General features: G+C 70.5%; 3 protein-coding genes and 2 pseudogenes. 2 read left to right on the plus strand and 3 right to left on the minus strand.

The window, feature by feature from the left end; all coding sequences use genetic code 11:
• Positions 1-78, minus strand: a pseudogene (locus AB0912_RS35705) (sigma-70 family RNA polymerase sigma factor); the annotation flags it as partial.
• A gap of 106 nt (positions 79-184) precedes the next feature.
• On the opposite strand from AB0912_RS35705, the gene ctaD reads away from it, so the two are divergent.
• Together ctaD and AB0912_RS35715 are read left to right on the plus strand one after the other, a co-directional pair.
• Positions 185-1870 (plus strand): cytochrome c oxidase subunit I, encoded by a 1686-nt coding sequence (gene ctaD / locus AB0912_RS35710; protein ID WP_366707473.1) that lies wholly within the window; start codon positions 185-187, stop codon positions 1868-1870.
• A gap of 5 nt (positions 1871-1875) precedes the next feature.
• Positions 1876-2220: a hypothetical protein gene (locus AB0912_RS35715; RefSeq protein ID WP_366707477.1), complete on the plus strand. Its 345-nt coding sequence runs from the start codon at positions 1876-1878 to the stop codon at positions 2218-2220.
• 6 nt (positions 2221-2226) lie between these two features.
• Here AB0912_RS35715 and AB0912_RS35720 read toward each other — a convergent pair whose 3' ends face one another.
• Together AB0912_RS35720 and AB0912_RS35725 are read right to left on the minus strand one after the other, a co-directional pair.
• On the minus strand, positions 2227-3231 hold the full coding sequence (locus AB0912_RS35720; protein WP_366707475.1) for a polyprenyl synthetase family protein: 1005 nt from the start codon (positions 3229-3231) through the stop codon (positions 2227-2229).
• A gap of 203 nt (positions 3232-3434) precedes the next feature.
• Positions 3435-4496 (minus strand): annotated as a pseudogene (locus AB0912_RS35725) (GTP-binding protein); the annotation flags it as partial.

Here is a 4496-nt window from a genome sequence, read left to right on the forward strand (position 1 = left end):
CAGTCGCCGCGCAACGTAGCGGCTGACCGCCCAGTAGTGCTCGCGATAGGCAGCGGCGAAGATCTCGTCGTTGCTCATGGTCCGTAGGTGTCCGGCAGGTCTCCCGTCGTCACAGCTCCCGGGTGTGACGCTCGTCGCAGGGCTCCCGTGTGACGGCCGTGGGGGCGCCGGACACAGGCGGGGCATGGAGAGCAACACTGTCACGGCGCTGCCCGCGCCCCCTCCGGTGCGCGCACGCCGCCCGGGAACCGCCGCGGTGAAGTGGCTGACCACCACCGACCACAAGACGATCGGCACGCTGTATCTGGTCACGGCGTTCGGGTTCTTCTGCCTGGCCGGGGTGATGGCGCTGCTGATGCGTGCCGAACTGGCCCGCCCGGGGCTGCAGATCATGTCGAACGAGCAGTTCAACCAGGCGTTCACGATGCACGGCACGGTGATGCTGCTGATGTTCGCGACGCCGCTGTTCGCCGGGTTCGCGAACTGGATCATGCCGTTGCAGATCGGGGCACCCGATGTGGCGTTCCCGAGGCTGAACATGCTGGCCTACTGGCTCTATCTGCTCGGTTCGCTCATCGCGGTCGGCGGTTTCCTCACCCCGCAGGGCGCGGCGGACTTCGGCTGGTTCGCGTACGCGCCGCTGTCGGACGCGGTGCACTCGCCGGGCGTCGGCGCCGACATGTGGATCATGGGTCTGGCCCTCTCGGGGTTCGGCACGATCCTCGGTTCGGTCAACTTCATCACGACGATCGTCTGCATGCGCGCGCCCGGCATGACGATGTTCCGGATGCCGATCTTCGTGTGGAACGTGCTGCTCACCGGTGTTCTGGTGCTGCTGGCCTTCCCGGTGCTCGCGGCGGCCCTGTTCGCGCTGGAGGCGGACCGCGAGTTCGGCGCGCACGTCTTCGACGCGGCGAACGGCGGGGCGCTGCTGTGGCAGCACCTGTTCTGGTTCTTCGGGCATCCGGAGGTGTACATCATCGCGCTGCCCTTCTTCGGGATCATCAGCGAGGTGATCCCGGTGTTCTCGCGCAAGCCGATGTTCGGTTACATGGGTCTGGTGGGCGCGACGATCGCGATCGCCGGGCTGTCGGTGACGGTGTGGGCGCACCACATGTACGTCACCGGCGGGGTGCTGCTGCCGTTCTTCTCGTTCATGACGTTTTTGATCGCGGTGCCGACGGGGGTGAAGTTCTTCAACTGGATCGGCACGATGTGGCAGGGTTCGCTGTCCTTCGAGACGCCGATGCTGTGGTCGGTCGGCTTCCTGGTGACGTTCGTGTTCGGCGGTCTGACCGGGGTGATGCTGGCCTCGCCGCCGATGGACTTCCCGCTGTCGGACAGCTACTTCGTGGTGGCGCACTTCCACTACGTGATCTTCGGTACGGTCGTGTTCGCGATGTTCGCCGGATTCCACTTCTGGTGGCCGAAGTTCACCGGCCGGATGCTCGACGAGCGGCTCGGGAAGATCACCTTCTGGACGCTGTTCGCGGGCTTCCACGGTACGTTCCTCGTCCAGCACTGGCTGGGCGCGAACGGGATGCAGCGCCGGATCCCGGACTATCTGGCGGTGGAGGGGCTGACCACCTTGAACACGGTCTCCACGATCTCGTCGTTCTTGCTCGGCATCTCGTTCCTGCCGTTCCTCTACAACGTGTGGAAGACGGCCCGGTACGGGAAGCGGATCGAGGTCGACGACCCCTGGGGGTACGGCCGTTCGCTGGAGTGGGCGACCTCCTGTCCGCCGCCGCGGCACAACTTCGCCGTCCTGCCGCGTATCCGTTCGGAGTCCCCGGCGTTCGACCTGCACCATCCCGGGGTGGCCGCCGGTCGTGTCCCGGCGCGGGTGGTGCGCGAGGAGCTGCGGTGACCGCGATGGACGACCGTGCGCCGGCGGCGGGCGCCCTGATCAGGGAGCTGGAGGGGCATCTGCTCATCGCCGCCGCGCGGGCCGAGGGCCGCGCCGCCGCGGTCCGGTTCGCGGGCTCGCTGGCCTGGCTGACGGACACCCAGCGGGAGGAGGTCGAGGCCCGTTACGAGGAGGCTCATCTCGCGCTCGCCCGGCTGTCCTGGGAGCGGACGGTTCGCCGGGGGAACGAGCTGCGGGCCGAGTACGAGAGGCGGTACCGCGCGCTGCGGGCCCGCTTGTGCGCGGCCGCTCTGCTGGGCGCCGCCTTCGTGGTGGCGGTGCTGACGGTGGCGACCGCGCCGGGCGGGTAGCCGCGCTCAGTCCCCGGCCCGCAGCGCTCCGGCGACGGCCTCCCGCGGGTGCAGGAGCATCGGGGAGGCCTGGTCCACCAGGTCGTGCAGGAGCACGAGGTGGGCCGGGTCCCCGCCGAGTTTGTCCAGCAGGCCGTGCGCGCGGTCCCGGAAGCGGAAGATGTCCTCCTCGTACTGCCGGAGCACGTCGGGGGCGAGGAGAACGGCGGTGAAGGCCTCGCGGGCTTCGGCCGAGTGCCGGGCCTCGGTGTGCAGCCGCAGGGCCGCGTCGCGGGCGTCGGGGGCGGTGTTCTCCAGGGCGCAGGCCAGCAGATAGGTCACCGTGCCGTTCGCCAGGTCCTCGTTGCGGCCGGTCAGGATGTCCTGCTGGTCGTTGAAGAGCTGCCACAGGATGCCGAAGACATTGCCGAACTCCCGCCAGAGTTCCACGCGTTCGTCCCCACGGCCGGCGAGCCGCGCGGCCATGGCGGTGACCATGCTGAAGGGCGCGCCGGACTTGCCGAGGTACGCCGCGACGACCGCGTCGCGGGTGGCGTCCCGGATGTCCGCGCGCAGATCCCGCAACTGCCCCTCGGTGCCGCTGACCCAGCAGCGCACGACCTCGGCGGACAGCGGGGCGCGGGCGGCCTCGGGAACGCGCGGGGAGCCGACGACGAGCAGGGGAAGCATGGTTCCGCCGATGAGGGTGGCGAGCAGCGCCTCGCTCTCGTCGAGGTTGCCGGCGGCGGAGGCGGCCTGGCCGTCCGCGAGATCGTCCAGGTAGCAGGCGGACGTCCACCACAGGTCGCTGACGACGGCGAGCGGGAGGGCGGGTCCCGGTTCGCCGGTCTCCGCGGCGTGGACCATCAGGGGCAGCACGCCGAGGGGGTAGGCGAACGTCCGGTTCTCCAGGAGTTCGGCGACCACCGCCCGGACCGAGGCGGCCGGCCCGCCCAGCAGATCGAGCGCGGCCTCACGCTCCGCCCGGATGTCCGCGGCCATCTCCCGCCGCAGATCCATGTACGACGTCACCCGCACGAGCCCACCCCCCGGTCACCGAGTCCGATCGAGCACTGATTCGATCATTCGGCATCACGGGAGGCTAGGGCGTTTTTCCGCCACCGCTGGCTCAATACTGCCGGGCCTGCGTTCGATACGGATGGGTCCGCGTTCGATACGGCCGGGTCGGCGCTCGACCCGGCCGCGTCCTCGGCCGCCGCGGCCCGGTCCGCCCGTCAACCACCCACCCGGCGCGTGACGTTCAGCAGGTATTCCTTCCGGTCCAGCGGGTTCAGGTCGCTGCGCGGGCGGTCCGGGATCACGCCGTGCGCTACGGGCGCGTAGTGGTCGAAGGCGCACTCCAGCTCGCCTTCGCCCCGGGTCAACCCCGGGAGCAGTTGCTCCAGTTGGTGTGTCTCCAGCACGGGCAGGACACCCTCCAGCACGCAGACGGCACCGAGCATCCGGGTGGTCTGCGGCACCGCGCGCCGCCTGGCCAGCACCGGCAGCACGGCGGCCAGCGTGTCCGCCGGGGCCTCCAGCCGGAAGCGGTTCATCGGCTCGTGCACCCGGCTGCCGGCCGCGCGCAGGGCGTCCATCAGGACGAGCGGGGTGAGCCCGCGGAAGTCGGCGCCGGTGCTGGACATGCTCTTGTCGAACCCCTGGTGGGCGTGGCTCTGGCGCGGCGAGTAGCCGGCGTGCGTCATCGTGACGGCGCAGTCGGTGACCTGCCAGCCGTGCACACCCTGTTCCAGGGTCTCCCGGACGGTGTCCTCGACCGCCTTGAAGAACGCGTAGGGCATCGACCCGAGTTCGACCTCCAGCCCGAAGGAGACGCCCGAGCCGGCCGGCGCCGGATCGACGCGCAGGCCCACGGTCGCGAGGAAGGGGTTGGCGTCCTTCTTGTTGAACTCGACGGCCGCGCCCGTGCCGGCCGGCCGTTCGACGCAGAGCGGTGTCGTCTCGCGGAACACCACGTCGATGCCGAACTCGTCCGCCAGGGTCGCCTCGATGACCTCCTTCTGGACCTCTCCGTAGAGGGAGACGGAGATCTCCCCGCGCACGTCGTCCTGCCGCAGGCCGATCAGCGGGTCCTGCTCGGCGAGTTGGGTGAGCGCGAGGTGCAACGCGCCCCGGTCGGCGCCGTGCCGGGGGGTGACGACGGTTTCCAGGGTCGGCGGCGCGAAGTGGTGGCCGTGCGCCGAGGAGGTCCGCGGGGCGCCGAGGGGGTCGCCGATCCGGACCGCGCCGAGTCCCCACACCTTGGCGATCCGCCCCGCGGTCACGGCCTCCGCCCG

The sequence above is a fragment of the Streptomyces sp. NPDC007084 genome (genome assembly GCF_040703595.1).
Lineage (GTDB): Bacteria > Actinomycetota > Actinomycetes > Streptomycetales > Streptomycetaceae > Streptomyces.